The following is a 26,105-nucleotide window of genomic DNA, read 5'->3' as shown; positions in this document are numbered from 1 at the left end:
TATAGATAGAGTTTAATGCCTGCGCCATTCGCCAGGCACACCCCCATAACCGGCCAGCACGCCCCATAATGAGGCACCATGCTGCAGCGGTCAGCGGGTATGCACCAAACAAGAGCAAAACAGCATGTTAGTTATCTCCAACAGCGTCACGATTCCCTGGCATGAGCTGCAATTTCAGACCATGCGGGCACAGGGCAACGGCGGACAGCACGTCAACAAGACCGACTCCGCCGTCTGGCTGCGCTTCGATTACCGCAACTCTCCCAGCCTGACGCCCCTCTACAAGGAGGGTCTCGACAAGCTGAGCGACAGCCGGGTACACGATGGCTTTATCCTGATCCGGGTCGAGAGCCATCGCAGCCAGGACATGAACCGCAAGGAGGCGATGAGCCGTCTGGTGGAGTTGCTGAAAAAAGCAGCCTGGCGCCCCAAGGCCCGCCATGCCACCAAGCCGACCCGCAGCTCCCAGCGCAAGCGGGTCGATGCCAAAAAGCGCAAGGGGGATATCAAATCCGCCCGCGGCAAACCGGTTCTGGACTGAGCCAACCCCCAGCCCCCAGCCCCCTGCCCCCAAAGGATGTCAGCCGATGAGATACAGTTTTTGCGACAGCGCCCACGGCCCCCTGCTCATTGCCATCAATCAGGATGGTCTGCGCCACGTGGAGTTCATGCACGGGGAGCGCCCCGTCATGCCGCAAACTGACTGGCAACGGGATGACAAGGCGCTGGCCCCCTATCTCGCCCAGTTCACCGCCTATTTCGCCGGAAAGTTGCAGCAGTTCGATCTGCCCATGGCAGCGAAGGGCACTCCGTTTCAGCAAACGGTATGGAACGCTTTGTGCGATATCCCCTATGGCGAGACCGTGAGCTATCTCGAGATTGCCCAGGCGATAGGCAATCCCAAGGCGGTGCGGGCGGTAGGCGCTGCCAATGGCCGCAATCCGCTCAGCATCATAGTACCCTGCCATCGGGTGATCGGACGCAGCGGCGAGCTGACCGGCTATGCTGGCGGCATTCCCATCAAGCGCTGGTTGCTGGCTCTGGAACAGACTGGCACAACATTCGAGCTGGCCCCATGAGACGATAAGCGCCTTGGAGAGGGCGGGACAATATGGTGGCCAAAATGAAAAGGCTTTCAGCCAGTAGCCACGCTTTGCTGACAAGATGAACAGAAAATGAAGAATCGCCTCAGAACTACTTCAGATTGAGCTTGGCATGATGGCTCCATACTTGAATGGCACGGCTCATTCGCTGATTCAAGTAGCACCCATGTGACGCTTCCAATCTGTCTTTTTCCCCGCGCCTCCTCTGAGGCGCTTTTTTTGTGCCGACACAACAGGCCACCACCCGGCTTGAGTGGCCTGAACGCCACAAAATCTGCGCCCGCCCAAAAACCAAGAGGCGAAGGATCATCCTTCGCCTCTGACGTAACAGCTGGCTACTCGCTCTGGGGCAGAAACTGCAGTTCCGGCGCCGAGGAGGTCAGCACATCGGCGCAATAATCCCAGGTCGAGATACGATAGTGCTGCAGATCTTCATCCAGATGCAGGCCGTCCGACTCCTGATGGAACCAGCTGGCAAAACGGGATGGGGTGATGAGCTGGATCTGCTCTTCGATGGCATGACTATCCTTCCCCTCGGCCAGATCGCAATCTTCGATAACCCTCAGGGCGTAGATATGGCGAAAATAGACCCGGCAGAGGATTTGCGGGGGCAGATCGATGCTGCGTGCCCGCCCCAGCATGATGGTCAGAGAGTCGCTCCAGAGATCCTGATGCAGCTCGGCAACGACCAGCCCGGGTGGGAGCTGGCGGGACGGAGCCCAAGGGACGGCAACCTGCCGAATGGCATTTTTCTGTTCCATATTCACCTCGCAACGACTCGCTCCCTGTCTTGAGTCTATCTGAACCACATAGTCCCGGCGAAGGCAATCGATGGACAATAAAAACGGCAATAAAAAAGCCGACGTATCAAACGTCGGCGAATAAAAAGTGCTTACAACAGAGGATTCACATATTCAGACCCACGGGTCGAAAGATTGGTTCCCTCTTTTTGTAATTAATTTTCGGCGCGTTTAAACATCAGGATATTGGCGTCCGACTCTTCCGGTACGAAGTAGTAGCCCTCGGCGTTGAAACCGGTCAGCTGCTCCACCTCGGTCAGACGGTGCTTGATGATGTGGCGAGCCATCATGCCGCGCGCCTTCTTGGCGTAGAAGCTGATGATCTTGAACTGGCCGTTCTTCTCATCCTTGAACACCGGTGTGACAATCCGCCCTTTCAGGCTCTTGGGGCGTACCGACTTGAAATACTCGTCGGAGGCCAGATTGATCAACACTTCATCCCCCTGCGCTGCCAGCGCGTCGTTGAGATGGTGAGTGATCACCTCCCCCCAGAACTGGTAGAGATCCTTGCCGCGATCGTTGTCGAGCTTGGTCCCCATCTCCAGTCGATAGGGCATCATCAGGTCGAGGGGACGCAACACGCCATAGAGGCCTGAGAGCATCCGCAGGTGTGCCTGAGCGAAGTCAAAATCGGCCTCGCTGAAATCCTCTACCGCCAAACCGGTGTAGACATCCCCCTTGAAAGCCAGCAGTGCCTGACGGGCGTTGGCGGGGGTGAAATCTGGCTGCCACTCGGCAAACCGGGCGGCATTGAGACCGGCCAGCTTGTCACTGATCTTCATCAGAGTGGCGATCTGGTCAGGGCTCAGTTGGCGGGCCCGGCTAATCAGTTCGGCAGAGTGATCCAGCAGCTCGGGTTGGGTGAAACGGGGTGTCACCAGCGGTGACTCGTAATCCAGCGTCTTGGCCGGGGAAACCACAATCAGCATAACATTCCTTTATGGCGAGGGGCCGAACGGCGGAGCGGCCCCATGATTCATTCATCCAGCGTCACATTGTCCAGCGTACCGGTACCGAGCCGCTCGCGACCGGAGAGTTTGATCAGCAGTCGCAGGTCGTTGGCCGAGTCGGCGTGGGCGAGTGCCTCACTGTAGCCAATCTGGCCGGCGCAGAACAGGCTGAAGAGCGCCTGATCGAAGGTCTGCATACCCAGCTCGGTCGATTTGGTCATCACCTCCTTGAGGCGATGCATCTCTCCCTTGCGAATAATGTCGGTGATGAGCGGGGTATTAAGCAGGATCTCGAACGCAGCGCAGCGCCGCTTGCCATCCATACTCGGCACCAGCTGCTGGGCGACGATGGCCTTGAGGTTGAAAGAGAGATCGAACAGGAATTGGCGGTGTTTGTCTTGCGGCACCAGATGGAGGATGCGATCCAGCGCCTGGTTGGCATTGTTGGCATGCAAAGTGGCGAGACAAAGATGTCCCGTCTCGGCGAACTGCAGGGCAAACTCCATGGTCTCCTGACTTCGGATCTCGCCGATCAGGATCACGTCCGGCGCCTGACGCAGCGAACTTTTCAGCGCCACATCGAACGACTCGGTGTCGATCCCCACCTCTCGCTGGGTCACCAGACTGCGACCATGCTGATGAACGAACTCCACCGGATCTTCCACCGTCAGAATGTGACCATCGGCATGCTGGTTGCGATAGCCGATCATCGCTGCCTGGGTGGTCGATTTGCCCGCTCCGGTGGCGCCGACAAACAGCACCAGTCCCCGCTTGGCCATCACCACCTCTTGCAGGATCTTGGGTAGCTGCAAATCTTCAAAGGTGGGAATGCGGGTCTCGATACGTCGCACCACCATGCCGGGCAGCTCCTGCTGCCAGAAGGCGCTGACCCGAAAACGGCCAAGCGCCTCGCGATAGATCGCGTAGTTGGCCTCCTTGGTGCGGATATAGCGCTCGAAGTGATCGCTGCTGAGGGTATCCCTGACCAGCGTCAGCGCACCCTTCTTGTCGAGGGCTTCGCCTCCCAGCGACACCAGATGGCCATTCACCTTGAGGGTGGGCGGCGAGCCCACCGTCACAAACAGATCCGATCCCTTTCGCTCGACCAGCTCGCTCAGCAGATCATCCAGATTCATCATCTATCCCTCCCTGGGTGCGAGTCTCTTAAATGCTGTTGGGATCAACAGCCTTGGCCTTGGCATCGAGGGATGCCACCACGCCACGACTCACCAGCTGCTTGAGGCTCTGATCCATGGTCTGCATGCCGTGGGTCATCCCGGTCTGGATCACCGAGTAGAGCTGGGCAATCTTGTCCTCCCGGATGAGGTTACGCACCGCTGGAATGCCCATCATGATCTCGTGGGCCGCCACCCGACCGCCACCGATACGCTTGAGCAGGGTCTGGGAGATGACCGCCCGCAGGGATTCGGAGAGCATGGAGCGCACCATGTCCTTCTCCGCACCGGGGAAGACGTCGATGATACGGTCTATGGTCTTGGCCGCCGACGAGGTGTGCAGGGTGCCAAACACCAGATGGCCGGTTTCGGCGGCGGTCATGGCCAAACGAATGGTCTCAAGGTCGCGCATCTCGCCCACCAGAATGATGTCCGGGTCTTCCCGCAGGGCCGAGCGCAGGGCGTTGCTGAAGCTCTTGGTATCTCGATGTACTTCCCGCTGGTTCACCAGACAACGCTTGTTCTCGTGGACGAATTCGATGGGGTCTTCGATGGTGAGAATGTGGTGATGGAAGTTTTCGTTGATGTAGTTGACCATGGCCGCCAGGGTGGTCGACTTACCGGAACCGGTCGGGCCGGTCACCAACACCAGACCCCGCGGGAACTCGGCGATCTTGCGGAAGATCTCCGGCGCATCGAGATCCTCGAGGCTCAGCACCGTGCTGGGGATGGTACGAAATACCGCGCCCGAGCCGCGCGCCTGCTGGAAGGCGTTAACCCGGAAACGGGCCAGATTGGGCACCTCGAACGAGAAGTCGACCTCGAAGTTCTCCTCCAGCTCCTTGCGCTGATGGTCGTTCATGATGTCGTAAATAAGGGCATGCACTTCCCGGTGTTCCAGGGCGGGCAAATTGATCTTGCGAACCTCACCATCAACCCTGATCATCGGGGGAACCCCGGCCGAGAGGTGTAGATCCGAGGCTTTATGCTTTACACTGAAAGCCAATAACTCTGTGATATCCATAGACTTGTCATTCTCCCATCACAAGATCACTAACGAAATATGAACCAGATTGCCCAGCACCTGTTTCAGGTAAAGGAACGCATTGCCCAGGCCGCCGAACGGGCGAGCCGCAACCTGCAGCAGATCCGCCTGCTGGCCGTGAGCAAGACCAAACCGGTCGAGGCCATCATGGCCGCCCATGCCGCAGGTCAGCGCTGCTTTGGTGAATCCTACGCCCAGGAAGCAGCGGCCAAGATCGATACCTTGCGCCAGCAGCCGGAATATAGCGACATAGAGTGGCACTTTATCGGCCCTTTGCAATCGAACAAATCCAAACTGGTCGCCGAACGGTTCGACTGGGTGCAGAGCGTGGATCGGGACAAGCTGATCGACCGCCTCAACAACCAGCGCCCAACTACAATGGCACCGCTAAATGTTTGTCTGCAAATCAATATTAGCGGAGAGAGCAGTAAATCCGGAACGTCGGAACAAGAGATTTTCCGCCTTGCCGAGCTGGTCTCCCACAGTGAGCGGCTGGTGCTGCGGGGGCTGATGGCCATTCCCGAGCACACCAGTGACGAGGGCGTACTGGCCGCCCAAATGACCCGTATGCAGACTCTGTTCACCGAGCTTGCGCGACAATACCCCACGGTGGATACCCTCTCGATGGGGATGACCGAGGATCTTGAACTGGCGATAGCCCACGGCAGCACCATGGTGCGGGTCGGCACCGCCATCTTCGGCGCCCGTGACTACTCATAGGCAAGGCCCGCGGATAACCAATAAGTCCGCCTCTTACCGCGACTTCATCAACAGGAGCGTTTGATGGAACACCGAATTCTGGCGTCAGGTGGTGCAGGCAGCGCCAACCTCGCCGCGACCCCATATGCTACAGGAGCATCTGATGCAGCATAGAACGCTGGCCTTTATCGGCGCGGGCAACATGAGCCGCAGCATCATCGCCGGACTGGTCAAGTCGGGTTATCCCGCCGGGCAGATCACGGCTGCCAACCCCAGTCTGCCCAAGCTGGAGGCGCTGGCGAGCGAACATGGCATTCGCATCACCCAGAATAATGCCGAGGCGGCCCGTGACGCCGAAGTGATCGTGCTGGCGGTCAAACCGCAGCTGATGGCCGGCATGCTGTCAGCACTGGTTGAAGAGTTGGGCTCCCTTGAGGGCAAGCTGCTCATCTCCATCGCGGCGGGCATCAAGGTGGCGCGCCTTGGCGAGATGGCCGGTGGCCACGACTGCATCATCCGCACCATGCCCAATACCCCTGCCCTGCTTGGTCTGGGCATGACCGGCCTCTATGCACCCGAACATATTGCCGCCGCGGATCGCGACTTTGCCGAGCAGATGATGCAGGCGGTCGGCAAAACCCTCTGGGTGGAGCAGGAGTCTGGCATCAACGGCGTCATCGCCGCGGCGGGCAGTGCTCCGGCCTACTTCTTCCTCTTTATGCAGGCGATCGCCGAAGAGGCTGAGGCGATGGGCTTCTCGCCCGATCAGGCACGCCTGCTGGTGCAGCAGACCGCGCTGGGTGCAGCCACCATGGTGGAGCAGAACCCTGAGCTGGCGCTGCAAACCCTGCGTGAGCAGGTCACCAGCAAGGGCGGCACCACAGCCGAAGCCATCAAGACATTCCAGCAGCAGGGGCTGATGCCGCTGACTGCGCAAGCCATGCAGGCGGCCGTTGCTCGCGCCACCGAAATGGAAACCCTCTTCTAACAGGAGCCCAGATGAACACTGCTTACTTTCTGATTAACACCGTTTTCGATCTCTACCTGATGGTGATCCTGCTGCGCGTCTGGCTGCAGTGGGCCCGCGCCGACTTCTACAACCCGATGAGCCAGATGGTGGTCAAGCTGACCAATCCGCTGGTGATCCCGCTGCGCCGCGTTATCCCGGGCTTTGGCGGCATCGATCTCGCTTCCGTGGTGCTGGCGCTGGCTGTCGCCTTCCTCAAGCTGGCCCTGCTCAAGAGTATGAACGTGCTGCTGGCGGACTGGCTCAGCATCAGCCTGTTTGCCGCGCTGACCGTGCTGAAAAAAGCGGGCTCGATGATCTTCTGGGTACTGCTGATCCGCGCCATCCTGAGCTGGGTCAGCCAGGGCCGCAACCCCATCGAATACGTGATGCATCAGCTGACCGAGCCCTTCCTCGCCCCTATCCGCCGCGTACTGCCGGCACTGGGCGGACTGGATCTCTCGGTGCTGGTCGCCTTTATCGGCCTGCAAGCCATCAACTACCTGCTGGGTGACCTGTTTGGCCAGCTGTGGTGGATGATTTGATGCCAGCCGTCCTGCAACAAGGGGATGAACTGGTACTGCATCTGGTGATCCAGCCCAAGGCGAGTCGGGATCAGATCATCGGATTGCATGGCGAAGAGCTGAAAGTGGCCATCACGGCGCCGCCGGTTGATGGCCAGGCCAACAGCCATCTGATCAAGTTTCTGGCCAAGCAGTTCAAGGTGGCCAAGGGACAGATCACCATAGTGCGGGGCGAGCTGGGGCGACACAAAACCGTCGCCATCGACAGCCCCAAACAGTTGCCGCAAGAAGTGAGTGCTCTGCTGAATGACACGCAAGGCTGAATGAATCGGCCTGCGCCAACCGTAGATATGAGAGGGATGACAGATGAAAACAGCCTGGATGAGTGGCCTGCTGGCACTGCTGATGACCCTGCCGCTCAAGGCAGAACAGATGAAGGAGCTGGGGCCCTGGCTGGTGCACTACAACGCCTTCAACTCCAGCTTCCTCACACCGGAGGTCGCCAAGGCGTATGGACTGGAGCGCAGCCGCTACAACGCCATCATCAATATCGCGGTACAGGACAAGCAGAAAGTGGCGCAAGCCGTGGGGATCACCGGCGAGGCCAAGAACCTGACCGGTACCATCCGCACCCTGAACTTTCAGGAGGTAAAAGAGGGCGATGCCATCTACTATCTGGCGACCCTCCCCTACCGCAACGAAGATACCTATCAGTTCACCCTGAAGATCATGGGCGGTGGGCAGCAACAGAACCTCAGCTTCCAGCAGACCTTCTACGTAGACTGAGCAGCAACAAGAAGCCCCGACCAAGGCCGGGGCTTCATTTTATCCATATGACAAGGGCGCCATCAGGGCGCCCTCGTTGCATCTATCCCGTACCGCGACTGTTACAGGGCGAGGAACAGACCGGCCAGACAGGCGCTCATCAGGTTCGCCAGCACGCCGGAGAGAATGGCGCGCATGCCGTAACGGGCGATGAAGGATTTGCGCTCCGGCACCATGGAGCCCAGACCGCCGATCAGGATCGCCATGGAGGAGATGTTGGCAAAGCCACACAGGGCGAAAGTCACGATGGCCTTGCTCGACTCGCTCAGGGTCTGATCCTGCACCAGACCGATGAAGGCGACGAACTCGTTGACCACGATCTTGGTACCGATCAGGGCGCCAGCGGCTTGCGCCTGATCCCAGGGCACACCGATCAGCCAGGAGACGGGGGCAAACAGCCAGCCCAGAATGATTTGGAAGCTCAGATCCAGCCCTACCAGACCGCCAGCCCAGCCGAGCAGGCCATTGAGCATGGCGATCACGCCAACGAAGGCCAGCAGGGTGGCACCGACCGCCACCGCGATATTGAGGCCAGACATGGCGCCATCGGCCGCCGCTTCGATCACGTTGGTGGCGCGGGGGATCTCCACATCCTGATGGTGATCGACCTCTTCAGCTCCCGGCGGCACCAGGATTTTGGCCATCGCCAGACCGGCAGGGGCAGACATGAAGGCAGCAGCGATCAGGTATTTCAGCTCAACCCCGAGGCTGGCATAGCCCACCAGGGTGCCACCGGCGACGGAGGCGAGACCGCAGCTCATCACTGCGAAGAATTGGGAGTCGGACATCTTGGAGAGGTAGGGTTTGACCACCAGCGGCGCTTCCACCATGCCAACGAAGATGTTGGCGGTGGCGGAGAGGCTCTCGGCACGGCCGGTGCCCAGCAATTTCTGCAAGCCACCACCCAGCAGGGCGATCACCCGCGGCATGATGCCGATGTGGTAGAGGATGGCGATCACCGCGGAGAAGAAGATGATGACCGGCAACACGTTGAAGGCAAAGATGAAGCCCAGCTTGAACTTGGCCAGATCGCCGAACAGGAAGGCGATCCCCTCCTGACCATAACCGATCACGCTGCTTACGCTCTCGCTGACCCCGTTCAGCACGTGCTGACCGGCAGGCAGCCAGAGCACCAGACCGGCAAACATGATTTGCAGGCAGAGGGCAAGGCCAACTGTTCGCAACGGGATACGACGACGATTATCAGAGCAGATGACGGCAAGCGCCAGGATACTCAGGATGCCGAGCAGGGCAATCATAGGGACTCCATCAGGTGGGGCAAAAGATGGGCGCGGATTCTGCGCCTCTCACCCCGTCACTGCAAGTCCGCTTGGTTACAACCCTGTTAGAAAAAACGTTTGCACGATATCGGTTGCGCCAACTGGCTGATTTGGTTCGATTTTAGTATCATGAGAAATCGAGAGTTCTTAAATGGAAACAATCATTCCTCACCACCGGACAATTTCCCCCCAAGCCAAGGGGCCAGTCGCTGCTCCCAATAGGGTTCGGGGCCAAAGCGGGCCTTGAGGAAATCGATGAAGAGGCGGATCTTGGGATCCAGATGTTCGCGCCGGGCGTAAACGGCGTGTACCGCCATCTGCTGGTTTGGTCGCCACCCTGGCAACACAGGGATCAGCTTGCCGCTTTGTAACTCCTTGTCCAGCAAGTAGTTGGCAATATAGGCGATACCGAGCCCGGCCAGTGCCGCATCCCGCACCGCCTCCGCCATATCCACCCGATAGTTGCCCGCCACCTGCACCGTCTGGCGCTCCTTGCCCTGGCGAAACGACCACTGGTGATAGCGCCGCTCCCGACTCTGGTAAGTGATGCAGTTGTGCTGGGCCAGATCCTTGGGATGAAGCGGCGTGCCGTGGCTCAGCAGGTAATCCGGCGACGCCGCCACCACGAAGCCGATGTCGGCCAGCCGTTGTCCCACCAGCCCTTCCGGCTTGTCCTCATAGGTGGTGAGCCAGAGATCCAGCCCCTCATCCACCAGATTGGTTCTGTGGTCGAACAGCGAGACCTCCAGCTCCAGCTCGGGATAGCGATCCTGAAACGCCTTGAGATGGGGAATGACGTGCAAGCGGCCAAAAGATTGGCCCACCCCGAGATGGAGCACACCGCTCACCTTGCCACGCCGCTCGGCGATCATGGAGTCCGCCTCCTGCGCCACCGCCACCAGCGCATGGCAGTGACGGGCATACTCCTGACCCAGCTCGGTCAGGACGAAGCGGCGGGTGGTGCGCTGTACCAGCTGGGCGCCAAGGGTGGTCTCCAGCAGCGCCAGCTGCTTGCTGATATGGGATTTGGAGACCCCGAGACGACGGGCGGCGGCAGAGATCCCCTGCTCGCGCACCAGCGCATCGAAGATCACCATTTGAGGAAGACGTTGCAGCACAAGATAACCGGATTGAGTGGCGGGAGCCCATTATTCCAGAGCCGCCCGCCAAGGGGTAGGGTCAGAGCCCCAGCGCCCGGGTGATCTGCAGTTTGAGGGGGTCGTCAGCCGGATTCTGGTTGGCGCCGTAGCTGGCGATCAGCTTGCCATCCCGCCCTACCAGATATTTGTGGAAGTTCCAGTTCGGCTCATCCCCGTCAGCGGCCGCCGCCAGCCCCTTGAACAGTGGCACTGCATCGGAGCCCCGCACCGCTACCCGATTGAACATGGGGAAGGTGACGCCATAGTCGCGGCGGCATACCTCGGCGGTCTTGGTCTCGTTGCCCGCCTCCTGCCAGAAGTCGTTGGAGGGGAAACCGAGAATAATCAATCCCTTATCCTTGTAGCTCTGGTAGAGCTTCTCCAGATCGCGGAACTGGCCGCTGTAGCCGCAGTAGGAGGCGGTATTGACCACCAGTACCACCTTGCCCTCGGTCAGCTGACAGAGGTTGTGGCGCTGGGCATTGTTGAGCTCCCGCATCTCCACATTGAAATAATCGGGGCACGCCGCAGAGGCCGCGCTGGCCCCCAATAACAGCAACAGAGTGAACCATTTCATCGCCAAGACTCCTTTTGTTTTGTCCATCATACGCGGTTACCAGAGCCGCAGTTCACTCTCAATGCAGGGGAATGCCGGTCAGCCAGCCGTGGCCCCAGAACACCAGCAGCGCGGTGGCAGCCAGGCCCGCCCCTACGCTGATGCCAGTGCCCGTCCAGTTAGCCGCCGGGCGGGGATATCGCTGCCAGTCCCGCACCGAAATCCAGACCATGCTCACCAGCGCCCAGAGCCCGATGCCGCCAAACAGCACCAGAGATCGCGCCTCGCTGTTGACCAGCAGATGGGCCACCGCCCAGAGCAGGGTACCGAGCAGTTGGGGATGCACCAGCCAACGGCGCAGATGGTTGGGCCCCTGGCCGGAGAAGAAGAGGATCAGCGCAAAGGGCATCATCACCGTCATGGTCATCGGCCCCCAATCCGGCAGGAAGTAGAGCGGCAGCGAGCTGGCCGAGCGCCAACCGGCGATGATGCAGGCGATGGCGACAAACACCAGCAGGGAGAAGAGCCCCTTGTAGCGATTCTCACCCAGCCGCTCGCGCAGCCGCGCCCGATGGGCCACCGCAAAACAGGGGTAGAGATGGATCAGGGTAAACAGCGCAACCCCCAGGGTCAGCAGGAACATGAGTCTCTCCTTGTACTTGGTACGACCACTATGCCGTAAAGGGAGATGTGCGCCTATCAAAACCGCGCTGACCCATGGAGTCAAAAGTGTGGCAAGACAAAGGAACAGAAAGAAAAGAGCCGATCACGATGGATCGGCAAATAAGTGCCAGGGCAGTCAGACATCTCGCGGGATGGGAGATGCCCCAAACGGGGATATTGAGTGGCCGATGGGGCGCATCGGCCGAACCGGATCAGCCCTTGAGCTGATAGAGCGCCGCTACGTTGCGCGCAGTGAGTTGAATGTTGGTGCTGGCGCTCTCCAGCGCCTCCGGCAGAGACATGGCGCGGTTGACCACGGCGAATACCGCGTCCAGCCCGTGATCATGTACCACACCGCAATCGTCGGTCAGGCAACCGGAGATACCGATCACCGGCTTGCCGAACTGCTTGGCGCAACGTGCGACACCGATTGGCGTCTTGCCATGGATGGTCTGGCTGTCGATGCGCCCTTCGCCGGTGATAACCAGATCCGCATCGGCCACTTCCTCGGCCAGCTTCAGGGCTTCAATCACGATCTTAATGCCAGGCTTGAGTTCGGCACCAAGAAGACCGACCAGCGCGGCCCCCATGCCACCGGCAGCGCCCGCCCCCGGAATATCCTTCACCTGCTTGCCAAGGGCCTGCTCAATGCAGTCGGCATAACGGGAGAGGTTGGCATCGAGTTGCGCCACCATCTCTGGAGTCGCCCCCTTCTGCGGGCCAAACACCGCAGAGGCGCCTTTCGGGCCGCAGAGCGGGTTGTTCACATCGCACGCCACCTCGATAACCAGCTCGCTCAGACGCGGATCCAGACCGCTCAGATCGATGGTCGCGAGTTCGGCAAGACCTGCGCCACCCAGCTCGATGGCAGAGCCATCCGCTTTGAGCAGCTTGCCGCCGAGCGCCTGGATCATGCCGGCACCGCCGTCATTGGTGGCGCTGCCGCCGATACCAAGGATAAGGTGCTTCACCCCCATCTCCAGCGCGGCCAGGATCAGCTCGCCGGTGCCGAAGCTGGAGGTGAGCAGCGGATTGCGCTGCTCGGGAGCGACCAGATGGATGCCGGAAGCGGCGGCCATCTCGATGACGGCGCGCTCGCCATCACCCAGCAGGCCGACGAAGCCCTGCACCTTGTTGCCAAGAGGCGCGGTCACTTCGACCGGCAGGATGCGGCCACCGGTGGCATCAACCAGCGATTGCACCGTACCTTCACCGCCATCGGCCATCGGCAATTTGACGTAGGTAGCGTTTGGCAACACCTGTTTGAAACCAGCCTCGATGGCATCAGCCACCGCCATGGCGCTCAGACTCTCCTTGAATGAATCGGGGGCAATAACAATTTTCATATCAATTCCTTAGGCGAGGCCAAACACGCCAAACATCAGGGTGGAGACAGTGGCAATGGTCAGACCGACTGCAGTTTCGTAAGGGATAAGTTTCAGGCGCTCACCTACCCCCATGTGGACGCTGCCACCGGTGGCATGGAAAAAAGAGCCGTGGGGCATGTGGTCAAACACGGTGGCACCGGCATGGATCATCGCCGCCCCGGCCAGACTGCTGATCCCCAGTTCAATCAGGGTGGAGCTGAATACGTTGGAGGCCACCACGGTACCGGCGGTGGTCGAGGCGGTTGCCAGCGACATCAGAGCACCGGAGATGGGCGCCAGCAGGTAGGAGGGCAGACCGGAGGCGGTCAGGCCGCTGATCAGCACATCTTTCAGGCCGGAGTTGGCGATGATGCCTGCCAGGGTACCGGTACCCAGCAGCATGATGGCGACCGGCGCCATGCGGGCGAGGCCGGAGACCGCAAACTGGTTCACCTTGCTGAATTTACCCATCATCAGGGCACCGACCAGACCACCGAGGGGCAGTGCAATCAGCGGATCCACCACAATACCGGCGACCGGCCGCAGAGCCAGCAGCAGGATGGCGACCAGCGGCGCGCTGATGGCGGCGGCAAAGCCCGGCAACTTGGCACCGGCAAAGCTCACAACTTCATCAGCAGCAACCTTGCTGCCCTTGTTGTTCAGCCGCTTGGCGAGCCAGTAGGCCATCACCAGACCGAACAGACCCGGAATGATGCCCGCCGCCATCACAGAGGTGAGGGGCAGATGGAAGGCATCAGCCGCGGCAATGGCGTTAGGGTTGGGGGACATGACGTTACCCGCCTTGCCGCCACCGATCATCGCCAGCAGGATGGCCGCCTTGGAGAGGTCGGCACGGCGGGCGATGGCCAGCGCAATGGGCGCCACCGTGATGACGGCCACATCCACGAATACGCCGACCGCAGTCAGGATCAGGGTTGCCAGTGCCAGCGCCAGCAGGGCGCGGGTTTCACCGAGTTTCTTGACGATGGTCTCGGCGATAGTGGTAGCCGCGCCCGATTCGATCAGTACGCCCGCCAGCACACCGGCCGCCAGGATCCGCATCACCGCTGTGGTGATCCCCTGGGCACCGCCGATCATCAGGGCGACGGTCTGGGTCAGATCGGCACCGCCAATCAGGCCACCGGCCAGGGCACCCACGATCATGCCGTAAGCGGGCGGCACCTTCTTCAAAATGAGGATGATGGCGATGGAGAGCGCCGCGATGGCGCCAAGGGCAGTAACCGGGATCATGACGGACACCTTCAATGGGAGTGAATGGCCGCCATTATGGAGATCTGCAATCAGAATGCTTTGGCTTACAAACCAAAAATTGCGTCATGTAAAAGTGGTTTTTTGTCCAACTTTACAATCACAAGTCGAGATTAAGGCCGAGATAGAGCAAAAATTTGTCGTCTAACTTATTGAAATTCAACCCGGTTATCTGCTCTATTCGCCCCAGCCGATAGCGCAGGGTATTGGGGTGAATGAACAGGGCTTCGGCACAGCGATGCAGATCACAATCCTGCAAGAAATAGTGGCGCAGGGTCTTCTGCAGCGCCCCCTTGCCATCTTCCCGGGCCAGTTTCTGTAGCGGTGTGCGCAGCTGATCCGCCTGCCAGGAGTCCGCCAGACTGCCCAGCAGCACTGGCAAACGGTAGTCCTCAAAGAAGTAGACCTGTTTGCGCGGCGCCTGCCGCATGCCACGGCGCAGGGTATCTCGCGCCGTCTGGTAAGAGCGCGCCAGCCCGTCGATCCCGGCGAAGTAATCGCCCACCGCGATATGCACCTTGAAGTGGGGAATGCGGGCCAGCAACTGCTTGATCCGGCTGCGCTCCTGCGCCGATTGCCAGACGCCATCACTCAATTGCGCCGGTTTGAGCACCACTATCTCGTCGAGCCCGTTGATGGCGACCAGATTGTCCCGCTCCGGATTCTCCAGCTGATGAACCAGTTCCCGCAGACGCGCCGGGTCGGCCTCCTCCAGCGCAAGCACGGCCACCACCCGAGGCTGGGCCAACTCTAGCCCGAGAAAACGGGCCGCCTGCTGCAATTGATCGACTCGCCCCTCGCCCCGAATGAGCTGCAACACCAGCTCCTCCTTGTGGCGCTTGTCCCACTGCAGCTGTTCGGTGAGCGCTGCCTGCTCCAGGATCAGTTCGGCGGTCATTCGCACCAGCTCGGCGTAAGCGCGAACTTCCTCCGGATCGCCGGAGATGCCGATCACCCCGATCAGCTCCCCCTGATAGGAGATGGGTAAATTGATGCCGGGTCGCACCCCTTTGAGCTGCAAGGCTGTCGCTTCGCTGATCTCCACCACCCGGTTTTCGGTCAGCGCCAGCACGGCCCCTTCGTGGCGCTGATGGATCCGCTCCGGATTGCCGGACGCAATGATGAGGCCATGTTCGTCCATCACGTTGACCGAGAACGACAGGATTTTCATCGCCCGTGCGACGATCTGACGGGCAAGGTTATCGTTTAGCTGCATAACATCTCCGGACAAGGGGCTGATCTGGCTACGTCACCACGAGGCGATTCAGGGCACATGGGCGCAAAGATGCCACATCATCAAGACAAGCGAGAGGGGGATCGCTAGAATAGGCCACTTTACCCGATGTGTGCCCCGCCATGGAGCAGGACTTGCGTGCTTGCACCCGCCTGCCCGTGATGGCCCATCCCTCCGATCTGGACTGTGCTATGGATTATGAATTTCGCCGCGACCCGTTTGGTGGCTATCGCGCCCGGTTCTCCATGGGCCATGAAGCCATCGGTCAGTGGCTGATCGACGAGGTTGGCAAGGATGAGGAGAAGCTCGACGAGCTCTTCTCCATCATTGATCAGCTCTCCAACCGCACCCGAGTCGAATACCGGCTCAACGGCGGTGACTACTCCCTGCTGCTGACCCATGAAGAGGCGGAGGTGAAAGCCAACGCCCTCAATATCGAGCTGGGTGAGGATCTTGACGATCTCGCCTACTACGATGATGAACAGCTGGCCATGTGCGGGCTGGAAGATTTTGCCCAGGTGCTCACCTCTTGGCGCGCCTTTATCCGTAACGAGGATATGGGCTGATTGACCCAATGTCGGGCAAATGTGCCCTTTTGCCTAACTCAACAGGATTGACTATGTCTATTTACGATTTTGATGACGAACTGCCGGAAGACGAAGAACAGGAATCCACCAAGAAAGCGGCTGCACCTGCCAAGAAGAAAGGCAAGCAGGTGATGAACACTCAGGTCAACCTGAGCCCGCGCGATGCCAGCCGTCTGAACGGCATGCACGTTGAAGCGATCGCCACGCTGGACGACGTCAGCTTGCCGAAGAACGTCATCTTCAAGGCTGGCCTGATCGCCCTGGGCGAACTGGAAGCCGGCAAGCGCGCCGATATCATCGCCCGCGTGATCGCAGAATCAGGCCGCTAAGCGTCCCTGAAGGCATAAAGAAAGCCGGAGCCACTGCTCCGGCTTTTTGTTTTCCGCCTAGGCACTCTCAACGGCAATCGATCCCCTTTCCGGCTCGGGAGATCAGTTGGTCATAGCGGCCATCGGCACGGGCGGCAGCCAGGGCATGATTGAAGCGCTCAAGCAGGCTGGCGGCCTCCGGGTACTGCCGTGAAATGATCAGATAAAAAGTGTCGCTCTGGCGAAAGTGGGGCAATGCCTGCAGATGGCAGGGGTCGCCAAACAGTTGGCGGCTGGCATCCAGGGTCACCGTCTCGTTCATCGGCAGCAGATCGATCCGTTTGCGATCCAGCAGTTGCAGACACTGTGCCAGGGTCTTGGGGCGCTGCAGATCCAGCCCGAAACGCTTGATCACCCCGTCGGCATGGCTGGTGCTCCACCCCAGCGGAATACAGACACGCAACCCTTGCCAGCGGCCAGCCTGAATGGCCTCGCTCCCCCGATAGGTGAACCAGGAGAGGCGATCTATATGAATGGGAGCGCTGTAGTGGAAGAGCTTGGCCCGCTCGGCAGTCCAGGCGTAGGGGAAGGTGGCCGCAACCAACCCATTGCGGGTCAACTGATAGCCGCGGGGCCAGGGCAGGTAGTCGACCTGGATCTCCCGATAACCTGCCTCTTGCAGCAGGGTCGTCACCAGCCGGGTGCTCTCGCCGCCTTCAGGCAGTGCCTTGCCGGTATACGGGGTGAACTCACCAGTCACCAGCAGCAAGGGTGCCGCCTGCAGCCAGACACACCAACAACACAACAACCACAGACAGTGCTTCATCAGCTGCTCTCCCTTTACCCTGTTGATGAGTATAGAGAAGGGATCCGACCACCTCCTGCGCGGTTGTCCTGCTGACGCCCACTTGTTAAGGTTGCCGCCTGCCTCGATCAAGGAGATCCAATGTTACCCCTTCCAGACTCATTTATCTGGGGCGCGCTGGCGCTGGCCGTGCTGCTTGCCCTCTTCCGCCAGCGTCTGCCCGCCTTGGCCCTGCTGGGACTCTCCCTGCTGCTGGCACTGTGGCTTGACCGAATGACGCTACCCGCCCTGCTGGTCTCGGTTGCAGGATTACTGCTTGCGTGGCGTACGCCAACCCTCCCCGCCCGCCGGGCGATGGTGGCCAGAGTGGTGCTGATCCTCTGGGCGATTGCACTGACCCTGCACCTGCTCCCCGGCTTCAACAATCTCAAGGTGCTGGATCAGGCGCTGGCAGGCCCCGCCAGCGTGCCGTTCAACATGTATCTGAACCTCGACAAGCCGCTGCTGCTCTTTGGCTTGCTGCTGGCCTGCCCGATGCTGCTGGGCAAGGGGGGCGCCATCCGCTGGCGCCCTTTGGCCCTGTTGCTGCTGCCGCTGGGTGCCCTGCTGGTCATCGCCTGGCTGTTGGGGGCACTGAAACCGGAAGTGGGTCTGCCCCACTGGTGGTGGCTGTTTGCACTCAACAACCTGCTATTCACCTGCGTGGCGGAAGAGGCGCTGTTTCGCGGCGCGATCCAGCAGGGGCTGACCGAGCGTTACCGCTCCTGGATTGGCATCGTCGTGGCTGCGCTACTGTTCGGAGCTATTCACCTGCCCGGTGGCCCACTGCTGGCGCTGTTTGCGACCCTGGCAGGCTGCTGCTACGGCCTGGCATTCCAGCTCAGCGGGCGACTCTCCGTGGCCATCCTGATCCACTTCGCCTTCAACTTCGCCCATCTGGCGCTCTTCACCTACCCGCTGGCCCAGCACTAGCTCCTGAAGGCGCCTGACACGGGCGCCTTCCCTCGCTCTTCCCTCTCTCTTTAAGCGTGCTGCCTCAATCGCTTTACACCTCCAAAAAGATCCAAACAAAACCAATTCATTTACTTGTAACCAAAATGTAAACAAACTGACCTCTGCATTCGCCATAACAGTCACTTTCCATTGCCCTGCAACCAAAAGGATCCTGTGATGCAGAAAACCCTCAGTTATGCCGCCCTGCTGCTGGTCAGCCAGTTCCCGCAACTGGCACTGGCCGATACCGATGTCTATCTCACCAACAACAGTCCTGAACCGCTTCAGATCGACATCCGCCAAAGCGGCAGCGGCCAGCTGCAACCCGGCAGTCAGTGGCTGCAGCACCGCACCGAGCTGGGCCCATGGGAGAGCGCCATGGTACTCAGCTTCAATCGCTATGAGGGGATCAAGGCGGGCAAGAGCTATCTGTTCGAAACCCGTGTGACCACAGCGGGTGGCGACGTCTATCGGCTCAACCAGCTGATGGAGGGAACCTGGTGGAACACCACCTTGCAGCACGGTGGCGAAACGCCAACCGGCGCATCTGGCTGGCAAAACGATCGGGCGATCCACCGTGTTACGGGGCCACAAGAGCTAGCCTTTGCCGCCAAGTTCACCGGCCGCTACGACGATCTGCACTATATGATCACGCCCCCCCAAAAACGGGAGCAACCGGAACCGGCAGAAAACAGGCTCAAGGTGGCCAGCTACAACGTCTGGGCACTGCCGGTGATCGCCTCCAGCATCGGCGATCGGTTGACCTTGCTGCCTGATTATCTCAAGGGCTATGACGCCCTGCTGCTGCAAGAAGTGTTCGATGGCCGCCGCGAAGGCTTTTTGCAGGCGCTGGCGAAAGAGTACCCCTATCAGACCAAGGTTCTCGACAAGCCCGGGGTCAACATTCATGACGGCGGCGTGGTGATCGTCAGCCGCTATCCCATAGTGCGAGAGGCCCAGCTGGTCTATCCCCAATGCACCGGCACCGACTGCTTCGCCGACAAGGGAGTGATGTACGCCGAGGTGATCAAGGGGGGCAAGGCGTGGCACCTGTTCGCCACCCACACCGCCAGCTTTGACACCGACGAGGCCCGCAAGCTGCGGCAGATCCAGTTCGGTCAGATCCGCTCTCTGGCTGCCAGCCTCAAGATCCCCGCCAGCGACACCGTCATCTACGGCGGTGACTTCAACGTCAACAAACGCAAGTTTGCCGATGACTACGCCAACATGCTGGCCAATCTGAACGCCCATGAACCCGCCTATGGCGGCTATACCGAAGCCACCTTCGATCCCAGGATCAACCCCTATGCCGGTGGCCCGCTCTCCGGTGGCGCCAACGTCGAGTATCTGGACTATCTGGTAGTGAGTCGGGAGTACGGCAGCGCCAGCCACAACCTCAACACGGTCTGGATCCCGCGCAGCAGCGATGGCAGCCTCTGGCCCGCCAGCAACCTCTCAGACCACTTCCCGGTCAAGGGAGAGATCAGCCGATGACTCGCCGTTACGGGATACTGGCGCTGGCTATCCTGACCCTTTTGCTGGTGAATCTGGGCTGGCAGGAAGAGCAGTCCCCGATATCGCCAGGACGGTCGGCGACGCCCTCTCTGGCCAATCCACAGTTGCCAGCAGAACCGGGGAGCCCGCCTCCCCGCATGCCAAACGCTGAGGGGATGGATGGCAAAAGCAAAGAAGTGCCCAGCAGCTGGCAGGCGATGCCGGATGAACTGATCAACCAGCTTGCCAGCGAGATCAGCGACAGCGAGTTGCCGCTGGTGCAGCGTGTGAGCAATCTGGAGGCAGCAGAGGCCGGGTGGCTGAGCGAGGGGGAGAGCCTGATCCGGCTACAGGGGCGCTATGCCCTGGCGCTGGATCAGTTGGCGCAAGAGAGCGAGCAGTTACCGCTGGCCGAGCGGCTGGACGCCCTCAGCCGCTTGCAGGACAGGTGGGCGGCGGATCATCCGGATCTGGCAGGCGAGCTGTTCAACCCGGATGCCCGCCTGCAGCAAGCCCGTCAGCTGTGGGGAGATGAGGAGCTGGCCACCCTGGCCCATCACTTCCTGCCCGCAGAGAAAGTCGAAGCCACGCTGGCGTTTGCCGAGGCGCGCCAGCAGCAGCTCGATCAACGCAGCCGCTACCAGCGAGAGCTGGCCGAGCTCGAGCAGCAACTGGCGGCCAGCCAACAACAGATGGATCCTGCGCTGTGGCAACAACACAAGGAGGAGGTGTTGAGCCAGTGGCGTCGTGACTTCTTCGCGCGGGAGCAAGGCAAACCCTGAGGTCAGCGCTTGCCCTTGAACTGCTTGACGCTGCGTTTGGCCTGAGTACGGCGATTGGCCTGCTTGTCACGAGGGGGGCGCTTGCCCTCCCCGCTGGCAGGCTGGTCGGTAACCGGGAATCCAGCCAGATCGCCCAACGGCAGCTCGCGGCCGGTCAGGGTGCGGATAGCTTGCAGCATGTCACTCTCGCCATGACAAACCAGCGAGATGGCCAGCCCCTCGCGGCCAGCCCGGGCGGTACGACCGATGCGGTGTACATAGACGGGGGCGCTGGCGGGCAAGTCCAGATTGATCACCACCGGCAGCGCCTCCACATGGATGCCACGCGCCATCAGGTCGGTGGCCACCAGCACCCGAATTTTGCCCTCTTTGAAATCGCCGAGCGCCTGCTCGCGCACCGCCTGCTCCTTCTCGCCATGGAGGGCGGCCACCGCAATGCCCGCCTTGGCCAGCTTTCTGGCCACCCCGTCGGCATCATCCCGCGCACTGATAAAGACCAGCACCTGCGGCCACGCCTGCTCCTTGAGCAAGCTGATGAGCGCCGGGACCTTGCTGCTCTTGTTGACCAGATAGAGCCGCTCTTCGATCTCGTTCACCACGCTGTTGAGGGGGTTGGCCTCGATACGGGTTGGCTCGCGCAGCAAGCCGTTGGCCAGCGTCTCCAGCTCGGCAGGCAAGGTGGCGGAGAAGAGCAGGGTCTGGCGATCCGCCGGAATAAAGCCGAGCAGCGCCTTGATGTCGGGAGCAAAGCCCATCTCCAGCAAGCGATCCGCTTCATCCAGCACCAGCAGTTGCAAACCATCCAGCCCCAACAGTTGCTGGGTCAGCAGATCCCGCAACCGCCCCGGCGTGGCGACCAGCAGCTGTGGCCCCTGCGCCAGTTCGGCCTGTTGCCGCTCCTGCGCAACGCCCCCACACAACGTCACGATGCGCAGCCCCAGCGCCTCGGCACCCTCTTTAAGCGCAACAGTGACCTGAATCGCCAGCTCGCGGGTCGGCACTAGCACCAGACCCTGCACCTGACTGGAGGCGGGATCCAGCCGTTGCAGCAGCGGCAAGCCAAACGCCAGGGTCTTGCCGCTGCCGGTCTGGGCCAGCGCCAGCAGATCCTGCCCCGCCAGCGCCGCCGGAATGGCCAGCTGCTGGATGCGGGTCGGCGTCTGCAAGGTGGCGGGCAAAGAGGCAAGCAAGTCGGGATGAAGGGCAAGTTCGCTAAAGGTCATGGCGCTACGTCAACAAAGAAGTGGGAGGCGAAGTCTAGTGAGCGGGGGCCGAGAAGTAAAACCCTATCCATGATGGTTTGGCCAAGGGGCGCTGACAACGGGCTGACTACACTTTAGCTGACCCATCACCAAGAGAGACTCGCCATGACCAGACACATCCCCCTTCTGCTGCTCGTGGTCACCCTGCTCGGCAGCGCGACTCTCGGCCTGTCGCAGACTCCGGAGAACGACGCCGCCCCCGAGCCGTCTAAGCCTGTGCGCATCCTCAATGCCCACCTTGGCGAGCTGCCGGGGCTGATCAATGCCGACAAGACAGGCCCCTTTGTCGACCTGGTGCACGCCATCGATGATCTCTACCCCGATGTAACCATCAAGATCACCATCTACCCCATCGCCCGTGCCATGGCTGGGGTGATCTCCGGCAAGGCTGATCTGGGGCTGCCCGCCATCCGCAACCTCAAGGATATCGATATGCTGGCTTATCGCTTCAGCACCCGCAGTTTTGGCAAGGTTGCCCATGTGATTTACAGCAATACCAGTTATCCAGTCACCACGGATATGGCCTACGGCATAGTGCCCACCAAACGGGATCTGCTGATCGAGGCGGTTCCCGACTATATGCCCTTCCCGGTGCAGCGCTCGATGAGTATCGAGCAGTCACTGCGCAAGCTCTCACGTGGCCGTATCGACGCCTTTGTCTGGGCGCAAGAGGAGGCCGACCTGATGCTCAAGCAGCTGGGGCTGACCAATATCAGGCGAGAATTTTTCGGGGATTTCGAGGATGTCTTCATCATCCAGAAAGGGGCAGCAGGTGATGAGATGGACGAATTTCTCCGCCAGGCCATTGATCAGCTGGCTGCCACCGGCAAACTGGCCGAAATTTACGAGAAGATCCACCGCCCCTATGTGGAGTGGCAACCCTCCCCAACCGCCAAGGCTGAACCGGCGACCACCCCGCCAGCTACTCCCTGAACGAACAATTCCCGCATAAAAAATCCCGCCGAAGCGGGATTTTTTATGGCTTGCAGCCTTACAGCACGGCCAGCGCCGCAGCGTAGTTCGGCTCGTCGGCCACTTCGGCGACCAGCTCGCTGTGCAGCACCTTGTTGTCACCATCCAGCACCACGATGGCGCGAGCGGTCAGACCGACCAGCGGACCGGAAGAGAAGGCAACGCCGTAATCTTCCATAAAGGCCGCACCGCGCAGGGTGGAGAGGGTCACTACCTTGTCCAGACCTTCGGCGCCGCAGAAGCGGGACTGGGCGAACGGCAGATCGGCGGAGATGCACAGCACAACTGTGTTCTCCAGCGCGCTGGCCTGCTCGTTGAACTTGCGCACAGAGGTCGCGCAGGTCGGGGTATCGACGCTCGGGAAGATGTTCAGGATTTTGCGCTGACCGGCAAAGCTTGCCAGGGGCACGTCGGAGAGATCCTTGGCCACCAGGGAGAAGGGCTTGGCTTGCTCACCGGCGACCGGGAAGTGACCAGCGACGGAGACCGGGTTGCCTTGCAGAGTGACTGAGTTGCTCATGTGTTATGTCCTTTATTGGTGTAGTAAAAATCCGGGTGATCAGTATAGGGGCGGCGGGACCAGACAAACACCCGCGAAGACAAGGGATATAAAGGGGTTGACCTTGGACTTAACACCAAGGTTTAGACTCCTTCTCGGTAATCAGGGATCTCGCAGGGGCGGGATCCATCAAGAGGGACTCATCATGAGCAAATCCTGCTGCAATCATCAGCACGCTGCCCCCATCAAGGCCGTCAGCAAGGCGGCCTCCGGCCAGAGTGAGCATCACCACGATAGCCACTGCTGCGACAACACCACGCCCGTCAGTTGCTGTTCAACCCAGACACCTCATGAGCACGCATCCCGTGACGGCAATGAATCCCCCGGGGATGAAGAGCCTCCCCGAGGGGGCTGTCACGATAAAGCGTGCTGCAGCGTCCCCTTATCGCCAGCTCACGATCATAAACATGAGCATGAGCATGAGCATGAGCACGATATGCCCCCTGCCGACCCGCTAGTTGCACCAGTACAAGGCAACAGCCGCCACAGCTGGCAGGTATTGGGGATGGATTGCCCCAGCTGCGCCCGCAAGATCGAGACCGCCGTCAGCCGGGTGAGCGGCGTGCAACAGGCGCGCGTGCTGTTTGCCACCGAGAAGCTGGTAGTGGATCTGGCCCCAGGCCTCTCCCCCGATCCCGTCACCGCCGCCGTGCTGGCCGCCGGTTTCCAGCTCAAGGGTGCTCAGGCCAATACAGCCCACACAATCACAAAGGAAGCAACACGCCAAAGCCCGCTGCTGACCACCCTGGGCAAATATTGGCAGCCCCTGTCACTGGCCAGTCTGATGCTGGTCGCCGCCCTGCTGCCGAAAGAGTTCGGTCAGCCGCTCTTTACCCTGGCGACCCTCTGGGGGCTGTGGCCCATCTCTCGCAAGGCGTGGGCGCTGACCAAAAGCGGCTCCCCCTTCGCCATCGAGACCCTGATGACGGTGGCCGCCCTAGGCGCCCTGTTCCTCGGCGAAACCGCCGAAGCGGCCATGGTGCTGCTGCTCTTTATGCTGGGTGAGCATCTCGAGGCCTACGCCGCCGGACGCGCCCGGGCCGGAGTGACCGCCCTGATGGCGCTGGTGCCTGACAAGGCGCTGCGCATCCGTACCACTGCCGAGGGCGAGGTGCGGGAAGAGGTCGCCGCCGATCAGCTGCGTCCCGGCGATATTATCGAAATCGCCCCGGGTGCCCGCTTGGCAGCCGATGCCCGTCTGCTCGATGAGCTCGGTGCGTTTGACGAGAGCGCCCTGACCGGTGAGTCTATTCCGGTAGAGCGCCGCCATGGTGACAAGGTGCCGGCCGGCAGTCTGGCTGCCGATCGAGTGCTGCGCCTTGAAGTCGTCTCCGAGCCAGGCAACAACGCCATCGACCGCATTCTGCACCTCATCGAGGAGGCCGAGGGCCAGCGCGCCCCCATCGAGCGCTTTATCGACCGCTTCAGCCGCTGGTACACCCCGGCCATGATGCTGATTGCTATGCTGGTCGTCATTATTCCACCGCTCGCCTTCGGCCAGAGCTGGGACGAGTGGATCTATCGCGGACTGGCGCTGCTGCTGATCGGCTGCCCCTGCGCGCTGGTCATCTCCACCCCGGCAGCGGTTACCTCGGCACTGGCCGCGGCCACCCGTCAGGGGGCCCTGATCAAGGGTGGTGCCGCACTGGAGCGACTGGCCCATATCGATACCGTCGCCTTTGACAAGACCGGCACCCTGACCCTGGGCAAGCCGCAACTGACCGAGCTGGTGAGCCTCAATGGCCAACCGGAGACCGAGTTGCTGGCACTGGCGGCTGCCATCGAGCAGGGCTCCCACCACCCGCTGGCCCGCGCCGTGGTCGCCAACGCGACTGAACAGGGGCTGACGCTGGCGGAGGCCCGCGACCTGCGCGCCCTGCCGGGCATGGGGGTTGAGGGACGCATCAACGGTGAACTGTGGCAACTGCTGGCACCGAGCCGAATAGCTACGCTGAGCAAAGATCAACAGGCCCAGATTGCCATGCTGGAGAAGCAGGGCAAGACGGTGGTCGTGCTCTGCCAGAGCAGCGGCGACCAAGCGCTGCCGGTCGCCCTGCTGGCGCTGCGGGATCAGATCCGGCCGGAGGCGGCAGCCGCGCTGCAAGAGCTCAACCGACTCGGGCTCAACAGCATCATGTTAACCGGGGATAACCCCCGTGCCGCCGAGGCGATCGCCACCGAGCTGGGCATGGGCTGGCGCGCCGGTCTGCTGCCGGAGGGCAAGGTCAATGAAATTGCCAAGCTCGCCAGCTCGCAGAAAGTCGCGATGATCGGCGATGGCATCAACGATGCCCCCGCCATGAAGCGGGCCAGTATCGGCATCGCCATGGGGGGCGGCACCGATGTGGCGCTGGAGACCGCCGATGCGGCGCTGACTCACAACCAGCTCGGCGGCATAGCTGCGATGATCCGGTTGTCGCGGGCGGCACTGGCCAATATTCACCAGAATATTGCGCTGGCGCTGGGGCTGAAGGCCATCTTTCTGGTCACTAGCCTGCTCGGCATCACCGGCCTGTGGATTGCGGTGCTGGCCGATACCGGCGCCACCGCGCTGGTGACCGCCAACGCCCTGCGACTGCTGCGCAAGCGTTAAGCCAGCCAATGGCATCCCATCCAAAAGCCGTCCCCCAACCGGGACGGCTTTTCTTTTTCCTCTCACTGCACCCCGTAAAAGAAAAAGCGCGCCTGCCGGTCGGCAGTCGCGCTTT

At 60.9% G+C, this 26,105-nt stretch carries 28 protein-coding genes; 14 read left to right on the top strand and 14 right to left on the bottom strand.

Annotated elements, in window-relative coordinates; all coding sequences use genetic code 11:
• Nucleotides 1-124: 124 nt before the first annotated feature.
• Together arfB and AB5Z05_RS20810 are read left to right on the top strand one after the other, a co-directional pair.
• A complete protein-coding gene (gene arfB, locus AB5Z05_RS20815) occupies nucleotides 125-541 on the top strand; it encodes an alternative ribosome rescue aminoacyl-tRNA hydrolase ArfB (RefSeq protein WP_021230947.1) in 417 nt (138 codons plus the stop codon).
• Nucleotides 542-587: 46 nt separating this feature from the next.
• On the top strand, nucleotides 588-1,079 hold the full coding sequence (locus tag AB5Z05_RS20810) for a methylated-DNA--[protein]-cysteine S-methyltransferase (protein ID WP_139432405.1): 492 nt from the start codon (nucleotides 588-590) through the stop codon (nucleotides 1,077-1,079).
• 359 nt (nucleotides 1,080-1,438) lie between these two features.
• On the opposite strand, the gene AB5Z05_RS20805 is transcribed toward AB5Z05_RS20810, so the two are convergent.
• The 4 genes from AB5Z05_RS20805 to tapT form a co-directional block, all read right to left on the bottom strand.
• Nucleotides 1,439-1,864: a hypothetical protein gene (locus AB5Z05_RS20805; RefSeq protein WP_005340360.1), complete on the bottom strand. Its 426-nt coding sequence runs from the start codon at nucleotides 1,862-1,864 to the stop codon at nucleotides 1,439-1,441.
• A 194-nt stretch (nucleotides 1,865-2,058) separates the two neighbouring features.
• Nucleotides 2,059-2,832, bottom strand: a complete 774-nt coding sequence (gene yaaA / locus AB5Z05_RS20800) for a peroxide stress protein YaaA (protein ID WP_236368296.1) — start codon at nucleotides 2,830-2,832, stop codon at nucleotides 2,059-2,061.
• 47 nt (nucleotides 2,833-2,879) lie between these two features.
• Entirely contained in the window at nucleotides 2,880-3,989 is a 1,110-nt protein-coding gene (gene tapU, locus AB5Z05_RS20795; protein ID WP_368152946.1) for a type IVa pilus ATPase TapU, read from the bottom strand.
• A 28-nt stretch (nucleotides 3,990-4,017) separates the two neighbouring features.
• Nucleotides 4,018-5,052 (bottom strand): type IVa pilus ATPase TapT, encoded by a 1,035-nt coding sequence (gene tapT / locus AB5Z05_RS20790; RefSeq protein WP_005340354.1) that lies wholly within the window; start codon nucleotides 5,050-5,052, stop codon nucleotides 4,018-4,020.
• 39 nt (nucleotides 5,053-5,091) lie between these two features.
• Between tapT and AB5Z05_RS20785 the strand changes: the two genes are divergently transcribed.
• The 5 genes from AB5Z05_RS20785 to AB5Z05_RS20765 all read left to right on the top strand — a co-directional run bounded on the left by AB5Z05_RS20785 (nucleotide 5,092) and on the right by AB5Z05_RS20765 (nucleotide 8,088).
• The gene (locus AB5Z05_RS20785) at nucleotides 5,092-5,793 is read left to right on the top strand and encodes a YggS family pyridoxal phosphate-dependent enzyme (protein WP_019445603.1); all 702 of its coding nucleotides are present in this window, start codon (nucleotides 5,092-5,094) and stop codon (nucleotides 5,791-5,793) included.
• A 142-nt stretch (nucleotides 5,794-5,935) separates the two neighbouring features.
• On the top strand, nucleotides 5,936-6,760 hold the full coding sequence (gene proC / locus AB5Z05_RS20780) for a pyrroline-5-carboxylate reductase (protein ID WP_151286204.1): 825 nt from the start codon (nucleotides 5,936-5,938) through the stop codon (nucleotides 6,758-6,760).
• 11 nt (nucleotides 6,761-6,771) lie between these two features.
• Entirely contained in the window at nucleotides 6,772-7,323 is a 552-nt protein-coding gene (locus AB5Z05_RS20775; RefSeq protein ID WP_005340343.1) for a YggT family protein, read from the top strand.
• Entirely contained in the window at nucleotides 7,323-7,625 is a 303-nt protein-coding gene (gene yggU / locus AB5Z05_RS20770) for a DUF167 family protein YggU (RefSeq protein WP_005340341.1), read from the top strand. The genes AB5Z05_RS20775 and yggU overlap by 1 nt, the downstream gene beginning before the upstream one ends.
• A gap of 43 nt (nucleotides 7,626-7,668) precedes the next feature.
• The gene (locus AB5Z05_RS20765; protein WP_005340339.1) at nucleotides 7,669-8,088 is read left to right on the top strand and encodes a DUF4426 domain-containing protein; all 420 of its coding nucleotides are present in this window, start codon (nucleotides 7,669-7,671) and stop codon (nucleotides 8,086-8,088) included.
• Between the two features lie 101 nt (nucleotides 8,089-8,189).
• Here AB5Z05_RS20765 and AB5Z05_RS20760 read toward each other — a convergent pair whose 3' ends face one another.
• From AB5Z05_RS20760 to AB5Z05_RS20730, 7 genes are all read right to left on the bottom strand, one after another.
• Nucleotides 8,190-9,386 (bottom strand): NupC/NupG family nucleoside CNT transporter, encoded by a 1,197-nt coding sequence (locus AB5Z05_RS20760; RefSeq protein WP_005348874.1) that lies wholly within the window; start codon nucleotides 9,384-9,386, stop codon nucleotides 8,190-8,192.
• Nucleotides 9,387-9,568: 182 nt separating this feature from the next.
• Nucleotides 9,569-10,504, bottom strand: coding sequence for a LysR family transcriptional regulator (locus AB5Z05_RS20755; protein ID WP_005340335.1), 936 nt, complete (start codon nucleotides 10,502-10,504; stop codon nucleotides 9,569-9,571).
• Nucleotides 10,505-10,586: 82 nt separating this feature from the next.
• The gene (locus tag AB5Z05_RS20750) at nucleotides 10,587-11,123 is read right to left on the bottom strand and encodes a glutathione peroxidase (protein ID WP_005348870.1); all 537 of its coding nucleotides are present in this window, start codon (nucleotides 11,121-11,123) and stop codon (nucleotides 10,587-10,589) included.
• Between the two features lie 58 nt (nucleotides 11,124-11,181).
• A complete protein-coding gene (locus tag AB5Z05_RS20745) occupies nucleotides 11,182-11,745 on the bottom strand; it encodes an NnrU family protein (protein WP_042053314.1) in 564 nt (187 codons plus the stop codon).
• Between the two features lie 232 nt (nucleotides 11,746-11,977).
• A complete protein-coding gene (locus tag AB5Z05_RS20740) occupies nucleotides 11,978-13,111 on the bottom strand; it encodes a glycerate kinase (protein WP_368152914.1) in 1,134 nt (377 codons plus the stop codon).
• A gap of 9 nt (nucleotides 13,112-13,120) precedes the next feature.
• The gene (locus tag AB5Z05_RS20735; protein WP_005340326.1) at nucleotides 13,121-14,383 is read right to left on the bottom strand and encodes a GntP family permease; all 1,263 of its coding nucleotides are present in this window, start codon (nucleotides 14,381-14,383) and stop codon (nucleotides 13,121-13,123) included.
• A gap of 118 nt (nucleotides 14,384-14,501) precedes the next feature.
• Complete coding sequence (locus tag AB5Z05_RS20730) at nucleotides 14,502-15,617, bottom strand: sugar diacid recognition domain-containing protein (RefSeq protein ID WP_005340325.1); 1,116 nt, start codon at nucleotides 15,615-15,617, stop codon at nucleotides 14,502-14,504.
• Between the two features lie 209 nt (nucleotides 15,618-15,826).
• Here AB5Z05_RS20730 and AB5Z05_RS20725 point away from each other — a divergent pair, with 209 nt between their 5' ends.
• On the top strand, nucleotides 15,827-16,201 hold the full coding sequence (locus AB5Z05_RS20725; RefSeq protein WP_026034971.1) for a YacL family protein: 375 nt from the start codon (nucleotides 15,827-15,829) through the stop codon (nucleotides 16,199-16,201).
• A gap of 53 nt (nucleotides 16,202-16,254) precedes the next feature.
• Nucleotides 16,255-16,551 (top strand): hypothetical protein, encoded by a 297-nt coding sequence (locus AB5Z05_RS20720; protein ID WP_005348860.1) that lies wholly within the window; start codon nucleotides 16,255-16,257, stop codon nucleotides 16,549-16,551.
• 67 nt (nucleotides 16,552-16,618) lie between these two features.
• Here AB5Z05_RS20720 and AB5Z05_RS20715 read toward each other — a convergent pair whose 3' ends face one another.
• The gene (locus AB5Z05_RS20715; protein WP_368152913.1) at nucleotides 16,619-17,356 is read right to left on the bottom strand and encodes a substrate-binding periplasmic protein; all 738 of its coding nucleotides are present in this window, start codon (nucleotides 17,354-17,356) and stop codon (nucleotides 16,619-16,621) included.
• 120 nt (nucleotides 17,357-17,476) lie between these two features.
• Here AB5Z05_RS20715 and AB5Z05_RS20710 point away from each other — a divergent pair, with 120 nt between their 5' ends.
• The 3 genes from AB5Z05_RS20710 (at nucleotide 17,477) to AB5Z05_RS20700 (ending at nucleotide 20,604) form a co-directional block, all read left to right on the top strand.
• The gene (locus AB5Z05_RS20710; protein ID WP_368152912.1) at nucleotides 17,477-18,307 is read left to right on the top strand and encodes a lysostaphin resistance A-like protein; all 831 of its coding nucleotides are present in this window, start codon (nucleotides 17,477-17,479) and stop codon (nucleotides 18,305-18,307) included.
• A gap of 198 nt (nucleotides 18,308-18,505) precedes the next feature.
• Nucleotides 18,506-19,822: a sphingomyelin phosphodiesterase gene (locus tag AB5Z05_RS20705; protein WP_181269251.1), complete on the top strand. Its 1,317-nt coding sequence runs from the start codon at nucleotides 18,506-18,508 to the stop codon at nucleotides 19,820-19,822.
• Nucleotides 19,819-20,604: a hypothetical protein gene (locus AB5Z05_RS20700; RefSeq protein WP_368152911.1), complete on the top strand. Its 786-nt coding sequence runs from the start codon at nucleotides 19,819-19,821 to the stop codon at nucleotides 20,602-20,604. The genes AB5Z05_RS20705 and AB5Z05_RS20700 overlap by 4 nt, the downstream gene beginning before the upstream one ends.
• 2 nt (nucleotides 20,605-20,606) lie before the next feature.
• Here AB5Z05_RS20700 and AB5Z05_RS20695 read toward each other — a convergent pair whose 3' ends face one another.
• Nucleotides 20,607-21,827 (bottom strand): DEAD/DEAH box helicase, encoded by a 1,221-nt coding sequence (locus tag AB5Z05_RS20695; RefSeq protein ID WP_368152910.1) that lies wholly within the window; start codon nucleotides 21,825-21,827, stop codon nucleotides 20,607-20,609.
• A gap of 144 nt (nucleotides 21,828-21,971) precedes the next feature.
• On the opposite strand from AB5Z05_RS20695, the gene AB5Z05_RS20690 reads away from it, so the two are divergent.
• Nucleotides 21,972-22,799, top strand: coding sequence for a transporter substrate-binding domain-containing protein (locus AB5Z05_RS20690; RefSeq protein WP_368152909.1), 828 nt, complete (start codon nucleotides 21,972-21,974; stop codon nucleotides 22,797-22,799).
• 58 nt (nucleotides 22,800-22,857) lie between these two features.
• Here the strand turns inward: AB5Z05_RS20690 and tpx are convergent, their stop codons facing one another.
• Nucleotides 22,858-23,358, bottom strand: a complete 501-nt coding sequence (tpx, locus tag AB5Z05_RS20685) for a thiol peroxidase (protein WP_368152908.1) — start codon at nucleotides 23,356-23,358, stop codon at nucleotides 22,858-22,860.
• Nucleotides 23,359-23,542: 184 nt separating this feature from the next.
• Between tpx and AB5Z05_RS20680 the strand changes: the two genes are divergently transcribed.
• The gene (locus AB5Z05_RS20680; RefSeq protein ID WP_368152907.1) at nucleotides 23,543-25,990 is read left to right on the top strand and encodes a zinc/cadmium/mercury/lead-transporting ATPase; all 2,448 of its coding nucleotides are present in this window, start codon (nucleotides 23,543-23,545) and stop codon (nucleotides 25,988-25,990) included.
• Nucleotides 25,991-26,105: the final 115 nt, after the last annotated feature.

Origin of the sequence: Aeromonas sp. R2-4 (assembly GCF_040908365.1) — a bacterium.
GTDB classification, from domain to species: domain Bacteria; phylum Pseudomonadota; class Gammaproteobacteria; order Enterobacterales; family Aeromonadaceae; genus Aeromonas; species Aeromonas veronii.
Note: the sequence above shows the minus strand (reverse complement) of the source record. Positions and strands in the feature narration are given on the sequence as shown.

What these genes read in the sequence shown, in the direction of transcription:
- arfB (WP_021230947.1), top strand. Translation starts at nt 125, where the DNA reads ATGTTAGTTATCTCCAACAGCGTCACGATTCCCTGGCATGAGCTGCAA.
- AB5Z05_RS20810 (WP_139432405.1), top strand. Translation starts at nt 588, where the DNA reads ATGAGATACAGTTTTTGCGACAGCGCCCACGGCCCCCTGCTCATTGCC.
- AB5Z05_RS20805 (WP_005340360.1), bottom strand. Translation starts at nt 1,864, where the DNA reads ATGGAACAGAAAAATGCCATTCGGCAGGTTGCCGTCCCTTGGGCTCCG.
- yaaA (WP_236368296.1), bottom strand. Translation starts at nt 2,832, where the DNA reads ATGCTGATTGTGGTTTCCCCGGCCAAGACGCTGGATTACGAGTCACCG.
- tapU (WP_368152946.1), bottom strand. Translation starts at nt 3,989, where the DNA reads ATGAATCTGGATGATCTGCTGAGCGAGCTGGTCGAGCGAAAGGGATCG.
- tapT (WP_005340354.1), bottom strand. Translation starts at nt 5,052, where the DNA reads ATGGATATCACAGAGTTATTGGCTTTCAGTGTAAAGCATAAAGCCTCG.
- AB5Z05_RS20785 (WP_019445603.1), top strand. Translation starts at nt 5,092, where the DNA reads ATGAACCAGATTGCCCAGCACCTGTTTCAGGTAAAGGAACGCATTGCC.
- proC (WP_151286204.1), top strand. Translation starts at nt 5,936, where the DNA reads ATGCAGCATAGAACGCTGGCCTTTATCGGCGCGGGCAACATGAGCCGC.
- AB5Z05_RS20775 (WP_005340343.1), top strand. Translation starts at nt 6,772, where the DNA reads ATGAACACTGCTTACTTTCTGATTAACACCGTTTTCGATCTCTACCTG.
- yggU (WP_005340341.1), top strand. Translation starts at nt 7,323, where the DNA reads ATGCCAGCCGTCCTGCAACAAGGGGATGAACTGGTACTGCATCTGGTG.
- AB5Z05_RS20765 (WP_005340339.1), top strand. Translation starts at nt 7,669, where the DNA reads ATGAAAACAGCCTGGATGAGTGGCCTGCTGGCACTGCTGATGACCCTG.
- AB5Z05_RS20760 (WP_005348874.1), bottom strand. Translation starts at nt 9,386, where the DNA reads ATGATTGCCCTGCTCGGCATCCTGAGTATCCTGGCGCTTGCCGTCATC.
- AB5Z05_RS20755 (WP_005340335.1), bottom strand. Translation starts at nt 10,504, where the DNA reads ATGGTGATCTTCGATGCGCTGGTGCGCGAGCAGGGGATCTCTGCCGCC.
- AB5Z05_RS20750 (WP_005348870.1), bottom strand. Translation starts at nt 11,123, where the DNA reads ATGAAATGGTTCACTCTGTTGCTGTTATTGGGGGCCAGCGCGGCCTCT.
- AB5Z05_RS20745 (WP_042053314.1), bottom strand. Translation starts at nt 11,745, where the DNA reads ATGTTCCTGCTGACCCTGGGGGTTGCGCTGTTTACCCTGATCCATCTC.
- AB5Z05_RS20740 (WP_368152914.1), bottom strand. Translation starts at nt 13,111, where the DNA reads ATGAAAATTGTTATTGCCCCCGATTCATTCAAGGAGAGTCTGAGCGCC.
- AB5Z05_RS20735 (WP_005340326.1), bottom strand. Translation starts at nt 14,383, where the DNA reads ATGATCCCGGTTACTGCCCTTGGCGCCATCGCGGCGCTCTCCATCGCC.
- AB5Z05_RS20730 (WP_005340325.1), bottom strand. Translation starts at nt 15,617, where the DNA reads ATGCAGCTAAACGATAACCTTGCCCGTCAGATCGTCGCACGGGCGATG.
- AB5Z05_RS20725 (WP_026034971.1), top strand. Translation starts at nt 15,827, where the DNA reads ATGGATTATGAATTTCGCCGCGACCCGTTTGGTGGCTATCGCGCCCGG.
- AB5Z05_RS20720 (WP_005348860.1), top strand. Translation starts at nt 16,255, where the DNA reads ATGTCTATTTACGATTTTGATGACGAACTGCCGGAAGACGAAGAACAG.
- AB5Z05_RS20715 (WP_368152913.1), bottom strand. Translation starts at nt 17,356, where the DNA reads ATGAAGCACTGTCTGTGGTTGTTGTGTTGTTGGTGTGTCTGGCTGCAG.
- AB5Z05_RS20710 (WP_368152912.1), top strand. Translation starts at nt 17,477, where the DNA reads ATGTTACCCCTTCCAGACTCATTTATCTGGGGCGCGCTGGCGCTGGCC.
- AB5Z05_RS20705 (WP_181269251.1), top strand. Translation starts at nt 18,506, where the DNA reads ATGCAGAAAACCCTCAGTTATGCCGCCCTGCTGCTGGTCAGCCAGTTC.
- AB5Z05_RS20700 (WP_368152911.1), top strand. Translation starts at nt 19,819, where the DNA reads ATGACTCGCCGTTACGGGATACTGGCGCTGGCTATCCTGACCCTTTTG.
- AB5Z05_RS20695 (WP_368152910.1), bottom strand. Translation starts at nt 21,827, where the DNA reads ATGACCTTTAGCGAACTTGCCCTTCATCCCGACTTGCTTGCCTCTTTG.
- AB5Z05_RS20690 (WP_368152909.1), top strand. Translation starts at nt 21,972, where the DNA reads ATGACCAGACACATCCCCCTTCTGCTGCTCGTGGTCACCCTGCTCGGC.
- tpx (WP_368152908.1), bottom strand. Translation starts at nt 23,358, where the DNA reads ATGAGCAACTCAGTCACTCTGCAAGGCAACCCGGTCTCCGTCGCTGGT.
- AB5Z05_RS20680 (WP_368152907.1), top strand. Translation starts at nt 23,543, where the DNA reads ATGAGCAAATCCTGCTGCAATCATCAGCACGCTGCCCCCATCAAGGCC.